This is a genomic window from Rhodanobacter sp. LX-99 (assembly GCF_018599185.1).
Classification (GTDB): domain Bacteria; phylum Pseudomonadota; class Gammaproteobacteria; order Xanthomonadales; family Rhodanobacteraceae; genus Rhodanobacter.
Map to the genome: position 1 here is coordinate 264,965 of NZ_JAHFVL010000001.1, position 23,363 is coordinate 288,327.

At 68.7% G+C, this 23,363-nt stretch carries 18 protein-coding genes and 1 pseudogene; 11 read left to right on the forward strand and 8 right to left on the reverse strand.

Features of this window, described 5'->3' with window-relative positions; all coding sequences use genetic code 11:
• Nucleotides 1–33: 33 nt before the first annotated feature.
• Complete coding sequence (locus KK131_RS01220) at nt 34–417, forward strand: helix-turn-helix domain-containing protein (protein ID WP_214554698.1); 384 nt, start codon at nt 34–36, stop codon at nt 415–417.
• Between the two features lie 250 nt (nt 418–667).
• On the opposite strand, the gene cysK is transcribed toward KK131_RS01220, so the two are convergent.
• Together cysK and cysG are read right to left on the reverse strand one after the other, a co-directional pair.
• On the reverse strand, nt 668–1,609 hold the full coding sequence (gene cysK, locus KK131_RS01225; RefSeq protein WP_214554700.1) for a cysteine synthase A: 942 nt from the start codon (nt 1,607–1,609) through the stop codon (nt 668–670).
• 69 nt (nt 1,610–1,678) lie between these two features.
• On the reverse strand, nt 1,679–3,148 hold the full coding sequence (gene cysG, locus KK131_RS01230) for a siroheme synthase CysG (protein WP_214554702.1): 1,470 nt from the start codon (nt 3,146–3,148) through the stop codon (nt 1,679–1,681).
• A 322-nt stretch (nt 3,149–3,470) separates the two neighbouring features.
• On the opposite strand from cysG, the gene KK131_RS01235 reads away from it, so the two are divergent.
• Nucleotides 3,471–4,505, forward strand: coding sequence for a LysR substrate-binding domain-containing protein (locus KK131_RS01235; protein WP_214554704.1), 1,035 nt, complete (start codon nt 3,471–3,473; stop codon nt 4,503–4,505).
• On the opposite strand, the gene KK131_RS01240 is transcribed toward KK131_RS01235, so the two are convergent.
• The 4 genes and pseudogenes from KK131_RS01240 to KK131_RS01255 form a co-directional block, all read right to left on the reverse strand.
• On the reverse strand, nt 4,473–6,227 hold the full coding sequence (locus KK131_RS01240; protein ID WP_214554706.1) for a bifunctional sulfate adenylyltransferase/adenylylsulfate kinase: 1,755 nt from the start codon (nt 6,225–6,227) through the stop codon (nt 4,473–4,475). The genes KK131_RS01235 and KK131_RS01240 overlap by 33 nt on opposite strands.
• Nucleotides 6,228–6,281: 54 nt before the next feature.
• Entirely contained in the window at nt 6,282–7,004 is a 723-nt protein-coding gene (locus KK131_RS01245) for a phosphoadenylyl-sulfate reductase (RefSeq protein WP_214554708.1), read from the reverse strand.
• Nucleotides 7,001–8,701, reverse strand: a pseudogene (cysI, locus tag KK131_RS01250) (assimilatory sulfite reductase (NADPH) hemoprotein subunit); the annotation flags it as partial. The gene KK131_RS01245 and the pseudogene cysI, both read right to left, overlap by 4 nt.
• A 76-nt stretch (nt 8,702–8,777) precedes the next feature.
• Complete coding sequence (locus tag KK131_RS01255; protein ID WP_214554711.1) at nt 8,778–10,583, reverse strand: assimilatory sulfite reductase (NADPH) flavoprotein subunit; 1,806 nt, start codon at nt 10,581–10,583, stop codon at nt 8,778–8,780.
• Nucleotides 10,584–10,787: 204 nt separating this feature from the next.
• Here KK131_RS01255 and KK131_RS01260 point away from each other — a divergent pair, with 204 nt between their 5' ends.
• From KK131_RS01260 to pilH, 8 genes are all read left to right on the forward strand, one after another.
• On the forward strand, nt 10,788–11,984 hold the full coding sequence (locus KK131_RS01260; RefSeq protein ID WP_214554712.1) for a cupin domain-containing protein: 1,197 nt from the start codon (nt 10,788–10,790) through the stop codon (nt 11,982–11,984).
• Complete coding sequence (locus KK131_RS01265) at nt 11,981–12,931, forward strand: GNAT family N-acetyltransferase (protein WP_214554713.1); 951 nt, start codon at nt 11,981–11,983, stop codon at nt 12,929–12,931. The genes KK131_RS01260 and KK131_RS01265 overlap by 4 nt, the downstream gene beginning before the upstream one ends.
• A 300-nt stretch (nt 12,932–13,231) precedes the next feature.
• The gene (locus KK131_RS01270) at nt 13,232–16,072 is read left to right on the forward strand and encodes a 2-oxoglutarate dehydrogenase E1 component (protein ID WP_214554714.1); all 2,841 of its coding nucleotides are present in this window, start codon (nt 13,232–13,234) and stop codon (nt 16,070–16,072) included.
• An 18-nt stretch (nt 16,073–16,090) separates the two neighbouring features.
• Nucleotides 16,091–17,299, forward strand: a complete 1,209-nt coding sequence (gene odhB, locus KK131_RS01275; protein ID WP_214554716.1) for a 2-oxoglutarate dehydrogenase complex dihydrolipoyllysine-residue succinyltransferase — start codon at nt 16,091–16,093, stop codon at nt 17,297–17,299.
• Nucleotides 17,300–17,437: 138 nt separating this feature from the next.
• Nucleotides 17,438–18,862: a dihydrolipoyl dehydrogenase gene (gene lpdA, locus KK131_RS01280; RefSeq protein WP_214554718.1), complete on the forward strand. Its 1,425-nt coding sequence runs from the start codon at nt 17,438–17,440 to the stop codon at nt 18,860–18,862.
• A gap of 264 nt (nt 18,863–19,126) precedes the next feature.
• Entirely contained in the window at nt 19,127–19,723 is a 597-nt protein-coding gene (locus tag KK131_RS01285; RefSeq protein ID WP_214554720.1) for a TIGR00730 family Rossman fold protein, read from the forward strand.
• A 22-nt stretch (nt 19,724–19,745) separates the two neighbouring features.
• Nucleotides 19,746–20,744 carry an oxidoreductase gene (locus tag KK131_RS01290; protein WP_214554721.1) on the forward strand — a complete coding sequence of 333 codons (999 nt, stop codon included), beginning with the start codon at nt 19,746–19,748 and terminating at the stop codon, nt 20,742–20,744.
• Between the two features lie 69 nt (nt 20,745–20,813).
• Nucleotides 20,814–21,179, forward strand: a complete 366-nt coding sequence (gene pilH, locus KK131_RS01295; protein WP_214554722.1) for a response regulator — start codon at nt 20,814–20,816, stop codon at nt 21,177–21,179.
• 83 nt (nt 21,180–21,262) lie between these two features.
• On the opposite strand, the gene KK131_RS01300 is transcribed toward pilH, so the two are convergent.
• Both KK131_RS01300 and KK131_RS01305 read right to left on the reverse strand, forming a co-directional pair.
• Nucleotides 21,263–22,159 (reverse strand): DnaJ C-terminal domain-containing protein, encoded by an 897-nt coding sequence (locus KK131_RS01300; protein ID WP_214554723.1) that lies wholly within the window; start codon nt 22,157–22,159, stop codon nt 21,263–21,265.
• Between the two features lie 75 nt (nt 22,160–22,234).
• Nucleotides 22,235–22,687 carry an Hsp20/alpha crystallin family protein gene (locus KK131_RS01305; protein WP_214554724.1) on the reverse strand — a complete coding sequence of 151 codons (453 nt, stop codon included), beginning with the start codon at nt 22,685–22,687 and terminating at the stop codon, nt 22,235–22,237.
• A gap of 138 nt (nt 22,688–22,825) precedes the next feature.
• On the opposite strand from KK131_RS01305, the gene KK131_RS01310 reads away from it, so the two are divergent.
• Complete coding sequence (locus KK131_RS01310) at nt 22,826–23,308, forward strand: peroxiredoxin (protein ID WP_214554726.1); 483 nt, start codon at nt 22,826–22,828, stop codon at nt 23,306–23,308.
• Nucleotides 23,309–23,363: the final 55 nt, after the last annotated feature.

Sequence of the window (23,363 nt, forward strand, 5' to 3'; positions counted from 1 at the left end):
TGCGGTAACTCCCCGGTTACCGAGCCACCTCGCATGGGCCTCCCCGTACGCAAGAGCAAGGTCGCGCCACCGCCCGCCTGCCCGCTCACCGAAAGCCTGGCACTGCTGCGAGGCGCCTGGGCGCCCAACGTGATCTGGTACCTGAGCGGCGAACCCCGCCGCTTCGGCGAACTGCGCCACGATATCCCGCGCATCTCCGCCCGCGTACTCAGCGCACGCCTGCGCGAACTGGAATCGCGCGGCCTGGTAAGCCGCCGCCTGCTCGACACTTCCCCGCCCTCCGCCGAATACGCGCTCACCAAACTGGGCCGCGAACTGCTGCCGGCGATCAATGCGCTGGCGCGGGTGGGCCAGAAGCTGATTGCGGAATGGGATTCGCGTGCTTCGTTGGCGAAGCGGGGGCGCGCGATGGGTTGAGGCGTCCCATCACGCGACTTGCCTCCGATGCCCGCAAATGAAACGATGCCGCGGCTGTCTCCGGGCGCAACCAACCACTGCGAGGTCAGGCTGCGGAATTGGACTGCATCAAAGGGGGCAAGTCGTTGACTTCAGCAGACCGAGACCAAGATGGATGGTCCTTCGTTGCACTGGCGAGCCCACTGCCATTCATCCAAGTCGCTGCCGCTTCACACGCCTTGATTCAAGCACCGAGTCCGGCGCACAAGCCTCACTCCACCTCATCCGACCCCTCGTTGACGCCCTCGAACAGGAAGGTCGACAGGTAGCGTTCGCCGGTGTCCGGCAGCATCGCCAGCAGTACCGAGCCCGGTGGCGCATCGGCCGCCACCTGCACGGCGGCGGCCAAAGTGGCGCCAGAGGAGATGCCGGTGAAGATGCCTTCCTGTTGCGCCAGCTCGCGCGAGGTGTCGCGGGCCAGCACGTCGTCGATCGGCACGATGCGGTCAACCACCTGGCGGTTGAGCACGGCCGGCACGAAATCAGGGGTCCAGCCCTGGATCTTGTGCGGCTGCCATTCCTTGCCGGAGAGCAGCGCCGCCCCGGTCGGCTCGCTGGCGATGATCTGCACTTCCGGGCGCGCCACCTTGAGCACCTCGCCAACGCCGGTGAGTGTCCCGCCGGTGCCCCAGCCGGTGACGAAGTAGTCCAGCCGGCGGCCGGCGAAGTCGCGCAGGATCTCCGGCGCGGTGGTCTGCCGGTGGTACGCCGGATTGGCGGGATTTTCGAACTGGCGGGCGAGGAACCAGCCGTGCTTCTGCGCCAGTTCCTGCGCCTTCGCCACCATGCCGCTGCCGCGCGCGGCGCCGGGCGTGAGCAGCACCCTGCCGCCGTAGGCGCGGATAAGCTTGCGCCGCTCGACCGAGAACGTATCCGACATCACCGCCACGAACGGGTAGCCGCGCGCCGCGCAGATCGCCGCCAGCGCCACGCCGGTGTTGCCCGAGGTGGCCTCGATCACGGTCTGGCCGGGTTTCAGGGTGCCGCGCTGCTCGGCGTCGAGGATGATCGCCAGGGCGAGCCGGTCCTTCACCGAGCCGGCGGGGTTGAACGCCTCCACCTTCACGTAGATCTCGACGTGCTTCGGGGCGAAGCGCTGGAGCCGGATGATCGGGGTGTTGCCGATGGTGCCGAGGATGCTGTCGTGGATCATGGGTCGTGCTCCGGCAGGCTGGGGGAAAATCGTCGCGCGATCATGCACCCGCCCAGGTGAAGATTTCCGTCAAGCGCGCTGGCCCGCCGCCAGCACGCCTTCGCCGGCCGATCCTGCCCCGCGCGGCGCACGGATGCCATGCACCGTGGCGCCCAGCGGCGGCGCGCCGAACCAGGCCAGCGAACCGGCCAGCGCCGCCACCTCGCCCACGATCAGCAGAGCCGGCGAGCGCACACCGTGGGCCAGCGCCCGCTCGGCCAGGTTGGCCAGGGTGCCGGTGACGACCCGCTGCTCCGCCCGCGAGCCGTTCTCGACCAGGGCGAACGGCGTCGATGGCGCCCGGCCGTGCCCGACCAGTTGCGCCTGCAGCACGTCCAGTTCGGCGACGCCCATGTAGACCGCCAGGGTCTGCCGCTCCTGCGCCAGCGCGGCCCAGTCCAAGGTGTCGCACGAGGCCCGGCAGTGCGCGGTGACGAAACGCACCGACTGCGCGTGGTCGCGATGGGTCAGCGGCACGCCGGCATAGGCCGCGCAGGCCACCGCCGCGGTGATGCCGGGCACCACTTCGTACGGAATGCCGTGGGCGCGCAAGAATTCCAGCTCCTCGCCGCCGCGGCCGAACACGAACGGGTCGCCGCCTTTCAGCCGCACCACCCGCCGCCCTGCCCGCGCATGCTGCAGCAGCAGCGCATGGATGCCGTCCTGGGTGGTGTGGTGGTGGCCGGACTGCTTGCCGACCTCGATCCGCTCGGCGTCGCGCCGGGCCAGCTCCAGCACCCCGGCGCTGACCAGCCGGTCGTGCAGGATCACGTCGGCCTCGTTCAGCACGCGCAGCGCACGCAGGGTCAGCAGGCCCGGATCGCCGGGACCGGCGCCCACCAGCACCACCGAGCCCGCCGGCGCAGCCGGCGCCGCAGCCAGCGCCCGTTCCGCCGCCAGCCGTGCCTCATCCGGCCGGCCCTGGCGCAGCAAGGCCGCCACCGGGCCGGCGAACAGGCTTTCGTAGAAGCGCCGCCGCGCCGCGAGGTCCGGGTGGCGCAGGCGGATGCGGCGGCGCAGGCGCGCCGCCAGCATGGCCAGCGCGCCCAGCGAATGGTCGAGCAGCGTTTCCAGCCGCTCGCGCAGCAGCCGCGCCAGCATCGGCGCCTCGCCGCCGCTGGAGATCGCGATGGTCAGCGGCGCGCGGTCCACCACCGCCGGCACGTGGAAGCTCGACAAGACCGCATCGTCGACCACGTTGACGAAGATCCGCCGCAGTTCGGCAAACGTGGCGATCAGCCGGTTCAGTTCGGCATCGGAAGTCGCCGCCACCACCAGCCAGACCCGCTCCAGCCAGGCCTCATGGAACGCATCGCGGCGATGCGCGATGCGCCCCGCCGCCGCCCAGCGCTGCAGCTGTGGCGTGAGCGTGGGCGCGTTCACCGTGACCTGCGCCTGCGCGCCGAGCAGGGCCGCCACCTTGCGCTCGGCCACCGCGCCGCCACCCACCACCAGCACGGCGCGGCGGGACAGGTCGGCAAACAACGGATAGAGCTTCATTCGGGCCGCAACGCTTCGCGTACGAGGGAGACGGAACCACGCTACGCAGCCGTCGCCGGCGCGACAAATGACTTGTGTGGCCGTGCATATGCCGTATCGGCATAACCCATGCCGGACGACGCCACGCTTGACCATTCGACCAAATAGACGTATAGACGTCTGATCATGCATGCATATCCAGGCCACCAGGAATCCGCCCGCAGCGTCAGGCTGGCCGCCTGCACCCATGCGCCATGCACGATGCCGGTTCATTCCATGCGATGTATCCGTGTTCCGTCCGCGCCCCGATCCCGCGATCCCGACTGCCCACGAGACCATCGCCATGACACTGATCCAGTTGCGTTACCTGATTGCCATCGCCGACTCCGGCCTCAACATCACGCTGGCCGCCGAGCGCGTCCACGCCACCCAGCCCGGCCTGAGCAAGCAGCTGCGGCAGCTTGAGGACGAGCTGGGCTTCCAGCTGTTCGTGCGCAAGGGCAAGAGCCTCGACGCGGTGACCCACGCCGGCCGGCACGTGCTGGAACGCGCCCGCACGATCCTCGCCGAGGCGGCCAACATCCGCTCGATCGCCGCCAACCTGCGCAACGAGGCGCGCGGCGAGCTGCGCATCGCCACCACCCACACCCAGGCGCGCTTCGCCCTGCCCGCCGCGATCGGCGCGCTGAGCCAGAGCTACCCGCAGGTCAGCGTGCACCTGCAGCCGGGCCGCGACGGCGAAGTGCTGGCGCAGCTGGAGGCCGGCCGCGTCGACCTGGCGGTGATCAGCAGCGCCGGTGCGCCGCCGTCCATCGGCATCGCGCTGCCGGCCTACCGCTGGCAGCGGGTGATCGTGACGCCGCAAGGGCATCCGCTGGCCGCGAAGGGGCAGCCGCCCTCGCTCGACGAACTGGCCACGCTGCCGCTGGTCAGCTACGACTCCTCGCTGAAGGCCGACTCGTCGCTGCGCCGCGCGTTCGAGGCGGCCGGCCTGCACCCGCAGATCGCGATGACGGCCGGCGACGCCGACCTGATCAAGACCTACGTGCGAGCAGGCCTCGGCATCGGCGTGCTGGCCGAGATGGCGATGCTGGACGGCGATACCGACCTGCAGACGCTGGCGGCCGACCACCTGTTCCCGCAATGCACGACCTGGATCGTGCTGCGCCGGGAAAGCGTGCTGCGCGAATACGTGCTGGAGTTCATCGCGCAGTTCGCGCCGCACCTGGGGCGCCGCGACGTGGTGCGCACGCTCGCCGCCGATACGGCACCGGCCGAGTGGTCGGCCGTGCCGCACTGGCGGGAACGCCCGGTCGTCGCGCGGCCCGACCGCCGCGCCGCCGTCTCAGCCATCGATCAGGCCGCGATTGCGCAATAGCGCCAGCACCTGCCGGGCCAGCACGACCGGCTCGGCGGCATCGCCGTCGATGCGCAGTTCCGGCTGCTCGGGCACCTCATACGGATCGCTGATGCCGGTGAACCGGGCGATCCTGCCCGCACGCGCCTGCGCGTAGAGGCCCTTGCGATCGCGCGCCTCGCACACTTCGAGCGAAGTGGCGACGTGGACTTCGATGAAGTCGCCATGCGCCTCGACCAGCGCGCGCGACTCGGCGCGGGCGTCGGCATACGGCGCGATCGGCGCGCATACCGCGATGCCGCCGTGGCGCACGATCTCGCTGGCCACGTAGCCGATGCGGGTGACGTTGGCGGCGCGATCCTCGCGCGAGAAGCCGAGTCCGCGCGACAGGTGCTTGCGCACCTCGTCGCCGTCCAGCACGGTCACCGGCCGGCTGGTGTGTTCCAGCAATTGCGCGATCACCGCCTGCGCGATGGTCGACTTGCCGGCGCCGGACAGGCCGGTGAAGAACAGTGCGAAGCCGCGCGGCGCATGCACCGGGTGACGCTCGCGCAGGATCTTCACCACGTCGGGGAAGCTGTACCAGGCCGGGATCTCGCTGCCTTCGTGCAGGTGCCGGCGCAGCTGGGTACCGGAGATGTCGCGCACCTCGTCTTCCGCGGTCACCTCGGTCGACGGCAGATAGGCATCGCGGTTCGCCGCGTAGACCATCGCCGGGAATGGCACGATCCGGATGCCCAGTTCGTCCTGGTGCCTTTCCAGCAACTGCTGCGCCTCGAACGGCCCGTAGAACGGCTGGCCGTGCGAATCCTTGCCGGGGCCGGCATGGTCGCGGCCCACGATGAAATGGCTGGCGCCGTAGTTCTTGCGGATGATTGCGTGCCACAGCGCCTCGCGCGGGCCGCCCATGCGCATCGCCAGCGGCAGCAGCGACAGCTTCACGCTGTCGGCCGGGTACTGCGGCAGCAGCGCGCGGATGCAGCGCACGCGGGTGTAGTGGTCGACGTCGCCCGGCTTGGTGCGCCCGACCGACGGCTGGATCAGCAGCCTGGCGCCGGCCTGCTGCGCCGCGCGCAGGGTCAGCTCGCGGTGCGCGCGATGCATCGGGTTGCGCGTCTGGAACGCCACGATGCGGCTCCAGCCGTTCGCTGCGAACCATTCGCGCAGGCTGCGCGGCGTATCGCGCAGCTCGCCGAAGTCGTAGTGCGCCGGCCGCTGGATGCCGCGCACGCGGCCGCCCAGCGCCACCGGCCTGGTGCGATCGAGCAGTTCGGCCACGCCGGGGTGCAGGCGGTCGGTGCTGCCGAACACGCGCTTCGCCTCGTGCAGGCGGTCGGGCCAGTAGACGTCGTGCACTTCCAGCACCGCCAGCGGTGCGCCCTGGCTGTCGCGCAGCGCGACCTCGCTGCCGGTGGACAGCTGCGCCGCGAATTCCTCGCTGACGTCGAGCGTGATCGGGATCGGCCACAGCGTGCCGTCGGCGAGGCGCAGCTCTTCCACCACGCGGTCGTAGTCGCGCCGGCCGAGGAAGCCTTCCAGCGGCGAGAACGCGCCGCTCAGCAGCAACTCCAGGTCGCACAGCTGGCGCGTATCGAGGTCCACGCCGGGCAGCCGGGCGCTGCGCAGCTTGAGCGCCTCGGCTTCGGCGGGCGGCAGGTACAGTTCCTTCAGCACCCCGCCGTGCGGAGCGATCAGGGCGTCGGCGGCAAGATCGTGGTTCGGAGCAAGTGCGGTGTGGCTCATGGTGTCGATAGTCCGGTCGGGGGAGAAAACCATCGCGGCGCGATGGCCGTCGGGTTACGCGATGCCGTGCAGTCCGCATTCGCGTTTGAGCCCGAAGAAGCGGGTGTCCTCGGCGTCCATGCCCGGCTCCCAGCGCTGGCTGGTGTGGCTGTCGCCGATGGAGACGTAGCCTTGCTGCCACAGCGGGTGGTACGGCAGGCCATGGCGCGCGAGGTAGTGGCCGACGTCGCGATCGCTCCAGTCGGCCAGCGGGTGGAACTTCCAGCGACCGTGGCGGTGCCCGGCGAACTCGATCGCCGCACGGCTGCGCGACTGCCCGCGGCGCAGGCCGGCGAACCAGCCGACGGCACCCAGCTCGGCCAACGCGCGCTGCATCGGCTCGACCTTGCGCAACCGGTTGTAGCGATCGAGCCCGGCCACGCCCTGCTCCCACAGCCGCCCATGGCGCGCTTCCATCCAGGCGGGGCTGAGCGGCGCGCGATACACCTTGAGGTTCAGCGCGAGCCGTTCGGTCAGCTCGTCGACGAAGCGGTAGGTCTCGGGAAACAGGTAGCCGGTGTCGATCAGCACCACCGGCAACGACGGCCGCTGCCGCGTCACCAGGTGTAGCGACACCGCCGATTGCGCGCCGAAGCTGGACGACAGCACGTGCTCGCCGGCAACGTGTTCCAGCGCCCAGGCCACCCGGCGTTCGGCGGTGAGCCGGGCCAGCATGGCGTTCAATTCCGCCAGCGCCTGCGGCTCGTGCGGCGCCTGTTCGAGCAGCGCAGCGCTCATGCAACCAGCTCGGCGGGAATGCGCCGCGACGGCAGCGGCGCGAGGATGCCGGCGCGCAGCAGGAAATCGCCGAAGCCCTCGCCATCCGCACGTTCGGCGGCGTAGCGCGCGAGCAACGGATCGAGCGTGGCGAGAATCGCCGCCTCGTCCACGTTCTCGCGATACGCCTGGTTCAAGCGCTGGCCGCTGAAGTCCGCGCCCAGGCGCAGGTCGTAACGACCCGGACCGCGCCCGACCAGGGCGATCTCGCCCAGGTACGGCCGCGAGCAGCCGTTCGGGCAGCCGGACAGGCGCAGCAGGATCGGCGCGTCGCTCAGGCCGTGGTGCTCGAGCAGCGCTTCGAGCCGCGGCAGCAGTGACGGCAGGTAGCGTTCGCTTTCGGCCATCGCCAGGCCGCAGGTGGGCAGCGCGACGCAGGCGATCGCGTGGCGGCGGATCGCGCTCTGTTTCGCATAGCCGTCCAGGCCGTACTCGCGCACGATCGCGTCGATGCGCCCGCGATCGTGCGCGGCGACGTTCGCCACGATCACGTTCTGGTTGCAGGTCAGGCGGAAGTCGCCGGCGTGCACCCGGGCCAACTCGCGCAGGCCGCTGAGCCAGCGCCGCTCGCCCGTGTCGGCGAGCCGGCCGGACTCGATATGCAAGGTGAGATGCCAGCGGCCGTCATGGCCCTCGACCCAGCCGTAGCGGTCGCCGTTGTGTTCGAAGCGGTACGCGCGCGGCGCCGCCAGCGCATGACCCAGACGCGATTCCAGCTCGGCCTTGAACACGTCCAGGCCGTGGCGATCGAGCGTGTACTTCAGCCGCGCGTGCTGGCGTTCGGCGCGGTCGCCCCAGTCGCGCTGCACGCCGATCACCGCCTCGGCCACGCCGAACAGCTGCTCCGGCGCCGCGAAGCCGATCACGCTGGCCAGCCGCGGATAGGTGCTGGCGTCGCCATGGGTGGCGCCCATGCCGCCGCCGACGGCGATGTTGAAACCGCGTAGCTCACCCTGCTCGATGATCGCGATCAGGCCCAGATCCTGCGCGAACACGTCGATGTCGTTGAGCGGCGGGATCGCCAGGCCGATCTTGAACTTGCGCGGCAGGTAGGTGGCGCCGTACAGCGGTTCATGCTCTTCCACGGGAGGAGCGTCGCCATGCAGCTTCTCGCCGTCCAGCCAGATCTCGTGGTACGCGCGCGTCTTCGGCGCCAGTTCGGTGGACAGCCGCGTGGCCCAGGCGTAGGCCTCGGCATGCGCGGCCGACTCGATCGGGTTCGCCGTGCTGACCACGTTGCGCACCACGTCGCCGCAGGCGGCGATCGTGGTCGCCAGCGCATCGTGGATCGCCGCGATGGTCGGCTTGAGCCTGCGCTTGATGATGCCGTGCCACTGGAACGTCTGCCGCGTGGTGATGCGCAGCGAACCGCTGGCGTAGTCGCGGGCGATGCGGTCGAACACCAGCCACTGCGCCGGCGTCACCACGCCGCCGGGCAGGCGCGCGCGCAGCATGAAGGCGTAGGCCGGCTCCAGCTTCTGTTGGCGGCGCTCCTCGCGCAGGTCGCGGTCGTCCTGCTGGTAGCTGCCGTGGAACTTCAGCAGCCTGGTGTCGTCGTCGCCGATCGCGCCGGTGACCGGATCGGCCAGGCCTTCGGTGATCGTGCCGCGCAAATGGCGGCTGGCTGCCTTGATATGTTCGAGATGAGAAGTCATGGGGTGCTTTTCTGAAGAGTGCGGCCATGGATGGCCGCTTCTTGACTCTCGCGTTCACGGATGAACGCAGAAATAAATCTCAGTACACGTCGCGGGCATAGCGGCCCTGTTGCAGGAGTTCTCCGAGCCAGGCTTGCGCCGCCTCGGAGGAGTGGCCGCCGTGGACCGCGACCACGTCGACCAGGGCGGCGTGGACATCGCGCGCCATGTGTTTGGAGTCGCCGCAGACATAGATATGCGCGCCGCCTTCCAGCCACGCATGCAACTCGGCGCCCTGCTCGCGCAGGCGCTGCTGGATGTAGGTTTTTTGTTCGGTGTCTCTCGAGAACGCCAGGTCGAGCCGGTGCAGCGAGCCGTCCCGCAGCGCCTGCTGCCACTCCACCTGGTAGAGGAAGTCGCTGGCGAAGTGGCGGTTGCCGAAGAACAGCCAGTTGCGGCCCGTGGCGGCGCTTTCGCGGCGCTCCTGCACGAACGCACGGAACGGCGCCACGCCGGTGCCCGGGCCGATCATGATGATGTCGCGCGAGTCGTCGGCGGGCAGGCGGAAGCGTTCGTTCGGCTCGATGAAGACCGGCAACCTGCCGTCCTCGGCGGTCGCGGCCAGCAAGGCCGAAGCCGCGCCCCAATGCGCACTGCCGTGCGCTTCGTAGTCGACCACGGCCACGGTCAGGTGTACTTCCTCGCCCACCGCCTTCGGGCTGGAGGCAATCGAATACAGCCGCGGGGCCAGCGGCCGCAGCGCGGCCAGCAAGGCCTCGGGCCGCCACGTCGCCGGGTAGCGGCGCAGCAGGTCGATCGGCTGGTCGTCGGCCAGCACGGCGGCGAGTTGTGTCGACTGTTCCGGCTGCAGCAACTGGACCAATGCATCGTGGCCGCCGGCGGCCGCCAGCGCGGCGATGAAGCCGCGATGCAGCCGGGTGATCTCGCGCTCGCGATCCAGCCATTGCCGCAGCGGCAGCGTGCGGCCCTGGTGGGCGACCTCCTGCGCGCCGTCCAGTTGCAGAACCTCCAGCCACTGCTCGACCAGCGCCGGCGGGTTGCGCGGCCACACGCCCAGCGCATCGCCGGGCTGGTAATGCAGGCCGGAGCCTTCCAGCGACAACTCGACATGGCGCACGTCGCGCACGCTGCCGCGTCCCACGATGCGCTGGTTGGCCAGCACGCCGGCGGCGAACGGCTGCTCGCGGGAATACGCACTGCGGCTCGGCACGGCATGCAACGGGGTCACCCGTGCCGGCGGGCCGACCTGCTTCAGCAATTCGCGGACCCGATCCAGCGCCTGCTCCGTCCACGGCGCGGCGACCGCCTCGATCTCCACGTCCGCCTCGCCGAATGCGCTGAAGCGGGTGGCGCCCAGCTCGGCCAGCCGCGCATCGAGCCGGCGCCCGATCGTGCAGAACTGCGGGTAGCTGGAATCGCCCAGGCCCAGCACGGCGAACTGCAGCGCCGGCAGCTTCGGCGCACGCTTGCCGGTGATGAACTCGAACAGGCCGCGTGCATCGTCCGGCGGCTCGCCGTCGCCCTGGGTGCTGATCACCAGCAGCAGGTGGCGTTCCTGCGCCAGCTCACGCTGCGGATAGGCATCGGCACGCAGCAGCCGCACCGGCAGGCCGGCCGCCTCGCTGCGGCTGGCCAGCTGCCCGGCGATGCGCTTCGCGTTGCCGGTCTGGCTGCCGTAGACGATGCTCAGCCGCTCGGCCGCCTTGCCCGCCGGCGCGATGGCCGCCGGGCCGCCTCGCTGCGCCTGCTCGGCCTGCGCCGCGCTCCACGCGGCGACCCAGTACAGCTGGGCCGCGGTCAACCCGTCCAGCTCCCGGGCCAGCCGGGCAAGCTTCTCCGCGGCTGGAGTGGCTGAGGAAAGGTCCGGTGCAACGACAGAATTCACGTTATCTCCGTTTGGACGTCTATACGGCTTGACGTCCAAATTATTTTTTAACGCGGCATATGGGAAAGGATCTGTCGGCATGTGCTTATGCCGCCGCCTTATGTTCCGGTTGCCGGCGCGGGGTGGCCGTCCCGGCCGACCCTGTTGCCGGGGCAAGGCCCGTCTGTCGCCACCGCCGCCGCCCGGCGCGGCTACAATGCGCGAATGACCAAACCAGCCTCCTTTCCGATCGAAGTCCGCGGCTCCGCCAGGCAGCCGCTGGGCATGCCGCCCGCCCGCTTTCTGCGCGACTACTGGCAGAAACGTCCGCTGCTGATCCGCAATGCCTTCCCCGATTTCCAGCCACCGCTGCAGCCGGACGACCTGGCCGGCCTCGCCTGCGAACCGGCCGCGCTGGCCCGGCTGATCGTGCACGACGAGAAGCGCGACCGCTGGCACGTCAACTCCGGTCCGCTGAGCGAAGCCGACTTCGCCAGGACCCCGGACAGCCACTGGACCCTGCTGGTGCAGGATGTCGACAAGTGGGACGCGGACGTCGCCGGCCTGCTGCAGCACTTCGGCTTTCTGCCGAGCTGGCGCGTGGACGACGTGATGGTCTCCTACGCCGAGCCCGGCGGCGGCGTCGGCGCCCACGTCGACCAGTACGACGTGTTCCTGCTGCAGGGCCTGGGCCAGCGCCACTGGGCGATCAGCGACGATCCGCTGGCGCCGAAGGCGTTCCACCACGACGTGGAGCTCAAGCAGTTGGTCCATTTCGAGCCGACCCACGAGTGGCTGCTGGAACCGGGCGACATGCTGTACCTCCCCCCGGGCGTGCCGCACGACGGCGTGGCGTTCGGCGGCCCGTGCATGACGTTCTCCGTCGGCATGCGCGCACCGTCGCAGGCCGAGTTGACCGGCGACCTGGCCGACTTCATCGCCGAGCACCTGCCGGAAGAATTGCGCTACGCCGACCCGGACCTGAAGCCGGCCACCGCCACCGGCGAGATCGACCGCGCCGCGATCGAGCGCCTGAAGGATGCGCTGCCGTTCGCCGCCGCCCTGCGCGACGACATGCTGCGCGACTGGTTCGGCCGCTTCATCACGCGCTACCGCAACGCGCAGACGCCGGCGCCGCCGGAAAAACCGCTGGGCGAGGCCGCGCTGGCCAAACAGCTCGACGCCGGCGCGCAGCTGCTGCGCCATCCCTGGTCGCGGCTGGCGTGGAGCCGCGGCAAGTCCGCCTGCACGCTGTACGCCAGCGGCCACGCCTACCCCGCCACGCCCGCGCTGGCGCAGCAGTTGTGCGGACAGCGCGCGCTCCATGTCGACCGCAAGCTCGACGCGGTCGAACGCCATCTGTTGCTGGCCCTGGTCAACGACGGCCACCTGCTGCCGCGCAAGCCGCGCCGGCGCCGATGAAGCTGCAGGACTTCCACGTCGAGGTCGCCGACTGGTCACGCGAGGACCAGCGCACCGCCCTGCTCGACCTGCGCGGCACCGTGTTCATCCAGGAACAAGGCGTGCCCGAACAGCGCGAGCGCGACGGGCTCGACGGGGATTGCTGGCACGTGCTGGCGCGCGACGACGCCGGCCGGCCGATCGGTTGCGGCCGGCTCACGCCGGCACACAAGATCGGCCGCATGGCCGTGCTGCAGGAGTGGCGCGGTCGCGGCGTCGGCGTGGCGCTGTTGCGCGAACTGGTCGCCCGCGCCCGCGCGCAGGGCTGGCCGGAAGTGGCGCTGGATGCCCAGGTCAGCGCCATCGGCTTCTACGAGCGCGAGGATTTCGTCGCGTACGGCGAGGAGTTCGAGGACGCCGGCCTGCCGCACCGGGCGATGCGCCTGACCCTGCTCGCGGATACCGACGAAGCAGAACCGCTGCGCGACATCGGCATACTGCCCGCCGGCACGCGCGGCGAGACTGCCGAAGCGCGACTGGGACTGCTGCGCGACGCGCGGCACCGGCTGTCCATCCATCTGCCGCAGCTGGGCAACGACGCCTACGCCAGCGCGGAAGAGCTGGCCGAACTGCGGCGCATCGCGATCTCCGGCCACGGCGCGCAGATCCGCATCCTGCTGCACGACCCGGCGGCCGCGCTGCGCAGCGATCATCGGCTGGTCGCGCTGGCGCAGCGACTGTCCAGTGCGATCCGGATCCGCACGCCGGTGGAGGAAGCCGACCTGGCCTACATCTCGGCCTACCTGCTCAACGACGCCGGCGGTTACCTGTTCCTGCCCGAGGCGGATCGCGCGCAGGGCCGCGCCGCCCGCCACGACCGCGCCAGCCAGGCGCCGCTGCAACAGCACTTCGACGACGTGTGGGAGCGCGCCGAACCGGCCAGCGAGCTGCAGGCGCTGGGCATCTGAGCCGACTGAACCGCAGCTGGCCCGGAGTTTTCGCCTGCCTGGCCGCCCGCGCCCGCGACAAAGCGCATGAAACCACTGCCTGCGACGAAATGCTCGTTAGACCATCGTCTGAAATGCCCGCCGGCAGACCATTCCGGACGGCCCGCGGGTTGCCGCGTTGCAGCAGCCAAAGGCTATAATCGTCCGGATTCTCCCCAGTCATCCGTACAAGCGGCCTGTCGGGCTTGAAAACCGACCGGAAACCGCGACTTCAAAGGTCACACGGATGGCTGCAAGCATCCTTTCCCTGCCGGTGGTGACGTGACTACAAACCTGATCCGCGAGTTCTTCGACTCCTCCCAACTCGCTGGCGGCAACGCCGATTACGTCGAATCGCTCTACGACGCCTGGCTGGCCGATACCTCGGCAGTACCTGCCGAATGGGCCAATTACTTTGCAAGCTTCAAGGGCCGCGAGTCGGGAGACGTCTCCCACGCCGCGGCCATTGCGCGTATCGAGGCCGCACAAAAGCAGCGCCACAACGGCGTCGACACCGTGCCGATGAGCGACGAGCACGCGCGCAAGCAGGCCGGCGTGCTGCGCCTGCTCACCGCCTACCGTTCGCGCGGCCACCTCGCCGCCGATCTCGACCCGCTCGGCCTGACCGAGAAGATGCCGGCGCCGGACCTCGGCCTCGCCTTCCACGGCCTCTCCGACGCCGACCTCGACACCGAATTCGATACCGGCAACTACGCCGGCGGCGGCCAGCGCCTGAAACTGCGCGAACTGCTGAGCCGCCTGCAGAAGACCTACGCCAGCACGATCGGCGCCGAGTTCATGCACATCAGCAACCACGAGCAGCGCAACTGGATCTACAGCCGGCTCGAACAGGCCAGCGGCCGGAGCGGCCTGGACAAGGCCGGCAAGCAGCGCGTGCTGGACGGCCTCACCGCCGCCGAAGGCCTGGAGCGCTACCTGCACACCAAGTACGTCGGCCAGAAGCGCTTCTCGCTGGAAGGCGGCGACAGCCTGATCCCGATGCTCGACGACGTGGTGCGCGCCGCCGGCGACAACGGCATCAAGGAGCTGGTGATCGGCATGGCCCATCGCGGCCGCCTCAACGTGCTGGTCAACATCCTGGGCAAGCCGCCGAAGACCCTGTTCGACGAGTTCGAGGGCCGCTTCGACCACCCCGACGACCCGGCCCACTCCGGCGACGTGAAGTACCACATGGGCTTTTCCGCCGACGTCAAGACGCCCAAGGGCGGCGTGCACGTGGCGCTGGCGTTCAACCCGTCGCACCTGGAGATCGTCAACCCGGTGGTGACCGGCTCGGTGCACGCGCGCCAGACCCGCCGCCGCGACACCGCGCACACGCAGTCGATGGCCGTGCTGATCCACGGCGACGCCGCGCTGGCCGGCCAGGGCGTGAACATGGAACTGTTCAACATGTCGCAGGCGCGCGGCTTCAAGATCGGCGGCAGCCTGCACGTCGTCATCAACAACCAGGTCGGCTTCACCACCTCCAATCCGCAGGACGCCCGTTCCACCATGTACTGCACCGACCTGGCCAAGATGGTCAATGCGCCGGTGCTGCACGTGAACGGCGACGACCCGGAGGCGGTGATCCTGGTGACCCGGCTTGCGTACGAATTCCGCAAGACGTTCCGCAAGGACGTGGTGATCGACCTGGTCTGCTACCGCCGCCACGGCCACAACGAGGCCGACGAGCCGGCCGCCACGCAGCCGGTGATGTACCAGATCATCCGCAAGCGTCCGACCGCGCGCGACCTGTACCAGCAGCAGCTGGTGAAAGAGAACGTGCTGGCCGAAGGCGACGCGCAAAAGCAGTTCGAAGCCTATCGCGAGCGGCTGGAAGCCGGCGCGCCGATGACCGAACTCGATCCGGCGCCGGTTCGCGACGGCCATGTCGACTGGGCGAAGTTCATCGGCGGCAAATTGTCGGCGCCGACAGACACCAGCGTACCGAAACAGAAGCTGCAGGAACTCTCCAGCCGGATCCTCGCCCTGCCGGCCGACCTCACCCTGCAGGCGCGCGTGGCGAAGATCTACGACGACCGCCGCAAGATGGCCGCGGGCGAGCTGCCCGCCGACTGGGGTTTCGCCGAGAACCTCGCCTACGCCACCCTGGTCGATGCCGGCCACGACATGCGCCTGGTCGGCCAGGATTCCGGCCGCGGCACGTTCTTCCACCGCCATGCGGTACTGCACGACCAGAAGGACGGCCACACGTACATGCCGCTGGCCACCGTGCGCGCGGGCGCCGACGTCGAGGTGATCGACTCGCTGCTCAGCGAGGAAGCGGTGATGGCGTTCGAGTACGGCCACTCCACCACCGATCCGGACACGCTCAACATCTGGGAAGCCCAGTTCGGCGACTTCGCGAACGGCGCGCAGGTGGTGATCGACCAGTTCATCAGCTCCGGCGAAGCGAAGTGGAACCGCCTGTGCGGCCTGGTGCTGCTGCTGCCGCACGGCTACGAAGGCCAGGGTCCGGAGCACTCCTCCGCGCGCCTCGAACGCTTCCTGCAGCTGTGCGCGATGGACAACATGCAGGTCTGCGTGCCGACCACGCCGGCGCAGGATTTCCACATGATCCGCCGGCAGATGCTGCGCGCCGCGCGCAAGCCGCTGATCGTGATGACGCCGAAGTCGCTGCTGCGCCACAAGCTGGCGGTGTCCACGCTGGACGAACTGGCCAACGGCAGCTTCCAGCTGGTGATCGGCGAGCATCGCGAGCTGGCGGCGAAGAAGGTCAAGCGCATCGTGCTGTGCTCCGGCAAGGTCTACTACGACCTGCTGGAGGAAGCCGACAAGCGTGGACTGGCCGACGTGGCGATCGTGCGCGTCGAACAGTTGTACCCGTTCCCGCGTGCCGAAGTCGGCGCCGAACTGGACAAGTACCCTTCCGCCAAGGAAGTGATCTGGTGCCAGGAAGAGCCGATGAACCAGGGCGCCTGGTTCCAGATCCGCCACCACCTGCAGGCCTGCATCGGAGCCAAGCACAGTCTCTCGTACGCGGGACGCGCACGCTCGCCGGCACCGGCCGCCGGCCACCACAACACCCACGTCGCCGAACAGGCAGCACTCGTCGAACAGGCGCTCAGCGCGCCGGTCGGCACCGACCACTCCGCAGAATAAAGACCCCCAAGGATCGTTATGTCCATCGAACTCAAAGTCCCCGTCCTGCCCGAGTCCGTCTCCGACGCCACCATCGCCAGCTGGCACAAGAAGGCCGGCGACGCGGTGAAGCGCGACGAGAACCTGGTCGACCTCGAAACCGACAAGGTGGTGCTGGAAGTGCCCTCGCCGGTCGACGGCGTGCTGAAGGAGATCAAGCACCAGGTCGGCGACACGGTGAACAGCGAGCAGGTCATCGCGATCATCGAGGAAGGCGCCGTTGCCGCTGCGCCGGCTCCCGCGTCTGCCGCGCCGGCACCTGCGGCGGCCGCTCCCGCGCCGGCCGCGCCGAAGGCCGCCGCCAAGGGCGCCGAGGATCTCTCGCCGGCCGGCCTGCGCGTCGCCACCGAAGAGAAGATCGACCCGTCCAAGGTCACCGGCACCGGCCGCGACGGCCGCGTGACCAAGGAAGACCTGGTCAACTACGGCAAGGGCGGCACGGCTGCCCCGGCCGCCGCGGCACCGGCGGCGAAGCCGACTCCCGGAGCACGCCCGGAAGAGCGCGTGCCGATGACCCGCATGCGCGCGCGCATCGCCGAGCGCCTGATGCAGTCGAAGAACTCGATCGCCATGCTCACCTCGTTCAACGAAGTGAACCTGAGCGAAGTGGTGAAGATGCGCAAGGCGCTCGGCGACGCGTTCCAGAAGGAACACGGCGTCAAGCTCGGCTTCATGAGCTTCTTCGTCAAGGCCGCCGCCGAGGCGCTGAAGCGCTATCCGTTCGTCAACGCGTCGGTCGACGGCAACGACGTGATCTACCACGGCTACCAGGACATCTCGATCGCCGTGTCCACCGACAAGGGCCTGGTCACGCCGGTGCTGCGCGACGTGCAGGACATGAGCTTCGCCGATGTCGAGAAGGGCATCGCCGACTACGCCACCAAGGCTCGCGCGAACAAGCTGTCGCTGGACGACCTGCAGGGCGGCACGTTCACCATCACCAACGGCGGCACCTTCGGTTCGCTGCTGTCCACCCCGATCGTGAACCCCCCGCAGAGCGCGATCCTGGGCATGCACACGATCAAGGAACGCGCCATCGTCGAGAACGGCCAGATCATCGCCGCGCCGATGATGTACATCGCGATCAGCTACGACCACCGCATCATCGACGGCAAGGACGCGGTGCTGTTCCTGGTCGACATCAAGAACCAGCTGGAGAACCCGCAGCGCATGTTGCTGGGTCTCTAAACGCCTGAAGCCCCTATCCCACTGGGAAAGGGGTTGGGGTGAGGGTTCGGTAACATCGCAACGCCTCGCTCCGCCCGTACCCTCACCCGGCCTTCGGCCACCCTCTCCCAATGGGAGAGGGACAAATCGAGAAACGACATGAGCGACAAATTCGATGTCATCGTCATCGGCGCCGGCCCGGCCGGCTATGTGGCCGCGATCCGCGCCGCACAGCTTGGCCTGAAGACGGCCTGCGTCGATGCGTTCGCCGGCAAGGACGGCAAGCAGGCGCTCGGCGGTACCTGCCTCAACGTAGGCTGCATCCCGTCCAAGGCGCTGCTGGATTCATCGCGCCAGTTCCACAACCTCACGCACAACTTCGGCGTGCACGGCATCACGGCCGACAACGCGAAGATCGACGTGCCGACCTTCATCGGCCGCAAGGACAAGATCGTCAAGCAATTCACTGGCGGTGTGGCCCAGCTGTTCAAGGCGAACAAGGTCACGCCGTACTTCGGCACCGGCAAGCTGCTGAAAGGCAACAGCGTCGAGATCACCGGCGCCGACGGCAAGAAAGAGACGATCAGCGCCACCAATGTGATCCTCGCCTCGGGTTCGGTGCCGATCGAACTGCCGTTCGCGAAGTTCGACAACAAGATGATCCTCGACAATGCCGGTGCGCTCGACCTCGCCGAAGTGCCCAAGCGCCTCGGCGTGATCGGCGCCGGCGTGATCGGCCTGGAGCTGGGCAGCGTGTGGAAGCGCCTTGGCGCCGACGTCACCATTCTCGAAGCACTGCCGGATTTCCTCTCCGTTGCCGATGCCGACGTGGCCAAGGTGGCCGCCCGCGAGTTCGCCAAGCAGGGCCTGACCATCAAGCTCGGCGCCAAGCTGACCAAGGCCGAGATCAAGAAGAAGGAAGTGGCCCTCACCTACGAGGACAAGGACGGCGCGCACGAGCTCGTCGTCGACAAGCTGCTGGTCGCCGTGGGCCGCCGCGCCTATACCGCTGGCTTGCTGGCCGACGACACCGGCGTGAAGCTGGACGAGCGTGGCCGTATCGTGGTCGACGAGCACAACCACACCGGCGTCGACGGCGTGTGGGCGATCGGTGATGCGGTGCGCGGCCCGATGCTCGCGCACAAGGGTTCCGAGGAAGGCGTCGCGGTGGCCGAGTGGATCGCCGGCAAGGCCGGCCACGTCAACTACGACACGATCCCGTGGGTGATCTACACCGAGCCGGAGATCGCCTGGGCCGGCAAGACCGAGCAGCAGCTGAAGGACGAGGGCGTGCCGTACAAGGTCGGCAGCTTCCCGTTCGCCGCGATCGGCCGCGCCGTCGCGATGAACGAGGCGGTCGGCCAAGTGAAGATGCTCGCCCACGCAGAAACCGACCGCATCCTCGGCGTGCACATGGTCGGCCCGGGCGTGTCCGAATTGATCGCCGAGTGCGTGGTGGCGATGGAGTTCAAGGGCTCGTCCGAGGATCTGGCGCGCATCGTCCACGCCCACCCGACCCTCTCCGAAGCCGTGCACGAGGCCGCGTTGTCGGTCGACAAGCGCGCCATCCACAAGGGCAATTGAGCGCAGGATGCGCTCATCCCGTGCAGGCCATGGATGGCCGATGACACGGGATCCACCCCGGAAATGGATGACCTCATCCCGGACAGCACATGGATATGCGCCGATCCGGGATCCACGCGGCCCGCTCATGGCAACACTGGCGGGCCGTTTGTTTTCCCGTCGTCATTCCGGCGAAAGCCGGAATCCAGTGCCTTTGCCGTCGCCGCATAAGACACTGGATCCCGGCTTTCGCCGGGATGACGCCCCGAGACTTTCGGTGTCCTCATGCCCCAACCCACCGCCATCTGCGTCTACTGCGGCTCCAGCAGCGGCAGGCATCCCGAGTACGCCGGGCAGGCGTATGCTTTCGGCACGGAAATGGCCCGACGCGGTATCGCGCTGGTCTACGGCGGCGGCAAGGTCGGCCTGATGGGCGTGGTGGCCGACGCGGTGCTCGCCGGCGGCGGCAAGGTCGTCGGAGTGATCCCGCGCCAGCTGGTGGAACTTGAAGTGGCCCATCCGGGCCTGAGCGAACTGGTGGTCGTCGAGACCATGCACCAGCGCAAGACGCGCATGTACGAACTGTCCGATGCTTTCGTCGCCCTGCCCGGCGGCTTCGGCACGATGGACGAGATGTTCGAGATGCTGACCTGGGCGCAACTGGGCCTGCACCGCTATCCCTGCGCCTTCCTCGACGTGCGCGGCTACTACCGCGACCTGCGCACGATGATGGAGCACATGGTCGACGAGAACTTCGTGCGTCCCGAGCAGCGCGACAGCATCTGGTTCGGCGACGACATGACCGCGCTGTTCGACTGGATGCAGGTCTACCAGGGCAGCTACATTCCCAAGTGGATCGACACCAGCAGCGTCAGCGCCTGAACGGCTGCCGAGGGACATCGAGATGACCAGCTTCCGCGCGTTCCGCATCCACAACGACGACGCCGGCTACCGCGCCGGCATCGAGACCATGGACACCGGCGCACTGTCGTCCGGCGAAGTGCTGGTCAAGGTTGCGTATTCCTCGGTCAACTACAAGGACGCACTGGCCGGCACCGGCAAGGGCCGGATCCTGCGCACCTATCCGCTCAACGGCGGCATCGACGTGGCCGGCCACGTGGTCGCCTCGACCGATCCCGCGTTCAGGGAAGGCGACGCGGTGCTGTGCACCGGCAGCGGCCTGTCCGAGACGCGCGACGGCGGCTACGGCGAATACGCGCGTCTCGACGCGCGCTGGACGATCCCGCTGCCGGCGTCCTTGAGCCTGCGCGAGAGCATGATCATCGGCACCGCCGGGTTCACCGCCGCGCTGGCCCTGCTGCGCATGCAGGACAACCGGCAGAGGCCAGCACTGGGTCCGATCGCGGTGACCGGTGCCAGCGGTGGCGTCGGCATGCTGGCGATCGACATCTTCAGCCGCGCCGGCTACGAGGTGCACGCGATCAGCGGCAAGGCCGATCACTTCGATTTCCTGCGCAGCCTTGGCGCCAGCGAGTGCATCGACCGCCACCAGCTCGCCTTCAGCGGCAAGCCGATGGATTCGGCCCGCTTCGGCGGCGCGCTGGACAACGTCGGCGGCGCCATGCTGAGCGGCCTGCTGCCGCTGATTCATCCGTACGGCAACGTGGCGATCTGCGGCAACGCCGGCGGCATCGCCTTCGACAGCACGGTGATGCCGTTCATCATCCGCGGCGCCAGCCTGCTCGGAATCGCCTCGGCCGGCACCGCGCGCGATCTCCGCGACCGCATCTGGCGGCATCTCGCCAACGATTGGAAACCGCGGCACCTGGATCGCATCGCCACGCGTGAAGCGAGCCTCGACGAACTGCCCGGCGTGTTTGCGCGTATGCTCGCTGGCGACTCGTTCGGGCGCACACTGGTGCGCATCGAAGGCACGGTTTGACGAAACCGCGCTTGGAAGTACCATCACCACGGCTTAGAATCAACGAAACTCGCAGGGGACTAACACCTTATGGCACGCATCCTGATCGTCGACGACTCCCCGTCGCAATTGCTGGGTATCAAGCGGATCGTCGAAAAACTCGGGCATGAAACCCTCTCGGCCGAAGACGGCGCCGCCGGCGTGGAAGTGGCCAAGCAGGAAATGCCCGACCTGATCCTGATGGATGTGGTGATGCCCAACCTCAACGGCTTCCAGGCCACCCGCACGATCAGCAAGAACGCCGCAACGGCACACATCCCGATCATCCTGGTGACCACCAAGGATCAGGAAACCGACAAGGTCTGGGGCATGCGCCAGGGCGCCAAGGCCTATGTGACGAAGCCGATCAAGGAAGAGGAACTGGTCAAGGCGCTGCAGGAATTCCTGCCGGGCTGATCGTCGACGATCGATCATCGCGATCCGGATTCACGAAAAACGGCGCCCGCAGGCGCCGTTTTCGCTTGCACCGATCGCGCGACTCAGCGCCGCGGGTCGAAGTCCCCGAACTCCTTGTGCAGCGCCTCGTAGGCGGCCCGCTGCCTGTCGCTGTCGGCCGCCGGCGCGCGGATCGACAGCTCTACCAGCTGATCGCCCGGATTGGCGCCGGGCATGCCACGGCCCTTCAGGCGCAACTTGCGCCCCGACTGCGAACCGGCCGGAACGCGCAGGTCGACCGTGCCAGCCAGCGTCGGCACCGGCACGGTGGCGCCCAGCGCCGCTTCCCACGGCGTGATCGGCAGCACATGCACCACGTTGCGGCCGTCCAGGCGGAAGCGCGCATCCTCGCGAATGCCCACTTCCAGCAGCAGGTCGCCGTTCGGTCCCCCGGCCATGCCAGCCTGGCCCTGGCCGGACAGGCGGATCACCTGGCCCGGCTGGATCCCGGCCGGGATCTTCACTTCCAGCACGCGTTCGCCACCGGCCGGGTCATGCATCGCCAGCCGCGTGCGGCCGCCGTCGAACGCGGTCTGCAGGTCGATCTGCACCGACGCCTGCACGTCGCGACCGCGACGCGGCCGCGGCTGGCCCCGATGGCCGCCGGCTGCACCGCGGCCGAACAGGCTCTCGAAGAAATCGCTGAAGTCGCCATCGTCGCCGCCGCCAAAGCCCTGCTGTCCCTGCCAACCCGGCGGCGGGCGGAACTGCTCGCCCTGCCGATAGCCGCCGGCGCGCAACTGGTCGTACGAACGCCGCTTCTCGGCGTCCTTGAGCACTTCGTTGGCCTCGTTGACCGCCTTGAACTTCTCCTCGGCACCGGCTTCCTTGTTCTTGTCCGGGTGGTATTTGCGCGCCAGCTTGCGATACGCCGCCTTGATCTCGGCCTCGCTCGCATCGGGCTTCACACCCAGGATCTCGTAATAGTCTTTGAATTCCACCTGCCACTCCCCGACTCACGCAAAAACCCGCGGCGGATCGACTCCGCCGCGGGGCACCTCGCAGCCCGCCTTGCCTCAGTGGCTCGCGTTGATGGTAATGCGTCGCGGCGTTGCCTGGGCCTTCTTCGGTATCACGATCTCCAGCACGCCGAACTTGCCGTTCGCGGTGACGCCCTCGGCATCGGCGCTGTCGGGCAGTGCGAAGCGGCGATGGAACGCGCCGCGGGCACGCTCGATCCGGGTGAACTTGCCGTTCTGCTCGGTGCTGCCTGCCTCGCGCTCACCCTTGATGGTGAGGATGCCCTTGTCCATGCTCACCTCGATCTGCGCCGGATCCACGCCGGGAATGTCGGCCAGGATCACGAAGCGCTGCTCGTCCTCGCGGATGTCCACGCGCGGCGCCCACTGGCTGGTGACGACGTTGGAGGCGTCGCCGTCCTCGGGCTGCAGGAAGCGGTCGAATGCCTGCCGGAGTTCCTCGGGCAGGCTGCTGCCGGTGTTCCAGATACCATGACGAACCAGGTTCATCGTATGTCTCCTCAAGTTGGATTGCGGTCGATCACCGCCTGCCCCAGAAAATAGGTGCTGCGGCGGACGATTCAAGGCGACAGCCCAGCGCCGCGCGATTAGCATGGCGGGGCCTCCCCCCCCCATTCCGAGACCCGCATGAGCATCCAGCCTGGCGACACGATTCCCGACACCACCATCCAGGTCATCGACGGCGACATCCGGCCGGCCCAGTCCGCCGCCTTGTTCGCCGGACGCAAGGCACTGCTGTTCGGCGTGCCCGGCGCGTTCACCCCGACCTGCTCGAACAAGCACCTGCCCGGCTATTCGGCGCACTTCGCCGAGTTCCGGCAGCGCGGCATCAGCGTGATGTGCCTGGCCGTCAACGACGGTTACGTGATGCAGGCCTGGGCTGCTTCGCAGAAGGTCCCCGCAGGCCTGCTGATGCTGGCCGACGGCAACGCGAGCTTCACCCGCGCGCTGGGACTGGAACTGGACGGCACCGCCTTCGGCATGGGCCTGCGCACGCGCCGCTTTGCGCTGTATGCGGAAGATGGCGTGGTGCGCCTGCTGCAGGTCGAGGCACCCGGCGAACTGCGCGTTTCCAGCGCCGAGGCGATGCTGGCGGCCATCGCCCACTGAGGCGATTCCGGGTCCGGCAACGAAAAACCCCGGCATCGCCGGGGTTTTTCGATTC

What these genes read in the sequence shown, in the direction of transcription:
- cysG (WP_214554702.1), bottom strand. Translation starts at nt 3,148, where the DNA reads ATGAAGCTCTATCCGTTGTTTGCCGACCTGTCCCGCCGCGCCGTGCTG.
- KK131_RS01285 (WP_214554720.1), top strand. Translation starts at nt 19,127, where the DNA reads ATGCCCCAACCCACCGCCATCTGCGTCTACTGCGGCTCCAGCAGCGGC.
- KK131_RS01235 (WP_214554704.1), top strand. Translation starts at nt 3,471, where the DNA reads ATGACACTGATCCAGTTGCGTTACCTGATTGCCATCGCCGACTCCGGC.
- KK131_RS01290 (WP_214554721.1), top strand. Translation starts at nt 19,746, where the DNA reads ATGACCAGCTTCCGCGCGTTCCGCATCCACAACGACGACGCCGGCTAC.
- pilH (WP_214554722.1), top strand. Translation starts at nt 20,814, where the DNA reads ATGGCACGCATCCTGATCGTCGACGACTCCCCGTCGCAATTGCTGGGT.
- KK131_RS01220 (WP_214554698.1), top strand. Translation starts at nt 34, where the DNA reads ATGGGCCTCCCCGTACGCAAGAGCAAGGTCGCGCCACCGCCCGCCTGC.
- cysK (WP_214554700.1), bottom strand. Translation starts at nt 1,609, where the DNA reads ATGATCCACGACAGCATCCTCGGCACCATCGGCAACACCCCGATCATC.
- KK131_RS01305 (WP_214554724.1), bottom strand. Translation starts at nt 22,687, where the DNA reads ATGAACCTGGTTCGTCATGGTATCTGGAACACCGGCAGCAGCCTGCCC.
- KK131_RS01310 (WP_214554726.1), top strand. Translation starts at nt 22,826, where the DNA reads ATGAGCATCCAGCCTGGCGACACGATTCCCGACACCACCATCCAGGTC.
- KK131_RS01260 (WP_214554712.1), top strand. Translation starts at nt 10,788, where the DNA reads ATGACCAAACCAGCCTCCTTTCCGATCGAAGTCCGCGGCTCCGCCAGG.
- KK131_RS01245 (WP_214554708.1), bottom strand. Translation starts at nt 7,004, where the DNA reads ATGAGCGCTGCGCTGCTCGAACAGGCGCCGCACGAGCCGCAGGCGCTG.
- lpdA (WP_214554718.1), top strand. Translation starts at nt 17,438, where the DNA reads ATGAGCGACAAATTCGATGTCATCGTCATCGGCGCCGGCCCGGCCGGC.
- KK131_RS01240 (WP_214554706.1), bottom strand. Translation starts at nt 6,227, where the DNA reads ATGAGCCACACCGCACTTGCTCCGAACCACGATCTTGCCGCCGACGCC.
- odhB (WP_214554716.1), top strand. Translation starts at nt 16,091, where the DNA reads ATGTCCATCGAACTCAAAGTCCCCGTCCTGCCCGAGTCCGTCTCCGAC.
- KK131_RS01265 (WP_214554713.1), top strand. Translation starts at nt 11,981, where the DNA reads ATGAAGCTGCAGGACTTCCACGTCGAGGTCGCCGACTGGTCACGCGAG.